Source organism: Streptomyces sp. WAC05292 (assembly GCF_003949955.1).
In the GTDB taxonomy this organism is placed as follows: domain Bacteria; phylum Actinomycetota; class Actinomycetes; order Streptomycetales; family Streptomycetaceae; genus Streptomyces; species Streptomyces globosus.
The window spans coordinates 1-1,075 of the sequence record NZ_RPSE01000757.1; the positions used below are offsets into that span (position 1 = coordinate 1).

Genomic DNA, 1,075 nt, shown 5'->3' on the forward strand with positions numbered 1-1,075 from the left:
CCGCTGCCCGGCCCGTGGCCCCGGGTGGTCCGGGCGCGCCGGAACCGGCCCGCCCGGACCACCCGGGGCCACGGGCCGGGCAGCGGATCCGTCTCCACCCGGGCCCTCCGCCCCCGCGGGTTCCCCGGGAGCATGGGGCAGGCCTGCCGGAATCGGGCCGCCCGCATACGCGGGCCGGGGGGCGGTGTCGTCGTCGGCGTGCCGGTAGCCCTGGGGCAGGGCGGGCGGCAGGGCGGCCTGCCGGCGCGGGGTCGCGCCGTGCCAGGGCACGTCCGCACCGGCCGGCAGCGCGTCGCCCGCGGGACCGCCGCCGGACCGGCCGGGCGGCGCCTGGGCGGGCGCCGGGGGCGCGGGCGCCTCCGCGGGCGGCGCGTCCTCCGCGGCCTTGGGGCCGCCGTACGGGTACGAGTACCCCTGCGGCACCTTCGACCCGATCGGCCGCCGCTCCGGGGCGGCGCCGGTCGCCTCCCCCGCGGCGACCCGCGAGGTCACGGCCTCCGGCCCGACCGCGTGTGCGGCAACGGCTCGGGACGAGCCGCCCACGGCTCCGCCACGCGGCCCGGTCTCGTACCCGGGGGCGACGAGCGGCGCACGGCCCGCGGCGTCGGCCGCCGGGAGGCCGCCCTCACCCGCCGCGCCGCCGCCGTGCGGGCCGGCCCCCTGGGGATCCCGCTCGGGCACGATGTGGTCCGCGTACCGGGGACCGGCCACAGGCCCGGCCACACCCGGCGGGTCGCCGGCGGACGGCAACGGCGACGGCCGCTCCGGGACGACGTGGTCCGCGTACCGGGGGCCCGCCGCGGAACCGGGTTCGGCCAGCGGGTCGCTGCCGGAGGGCGACGGCGGCCCCAGGACGACGCGGTCCGCGTACCGGGGCCCCGCCGCGGGGGCCGGCCCGCCGAGCGGGTCACCGCCGGGCGGCAGCGGCCGCTCCGCGGCGACGTGGTCCGCGTATGAGGGGCCGGGGCCGGGCGGCTGCGGCCGCTCCGGAGCGGCGCGGTCGGGGTACCCCGGGCCGGGCGCGGGCAGCGGCGTGTAGCCCGGCGGGAGTTGGGGGTCCGGGGCGGTGTGGTCC

The 1,075-nt window shown here is 83.9% G+C and carries 1 pseudogene; it reads right to left on the reverse strand.

Annotation, left to right across the window (positions count from 1 at the left end):
• Nucleotides 1-1,075: pseudogene (locus EF903_RS34570) on the reverse strand (hypothetical protein); the annotation flags it as partial.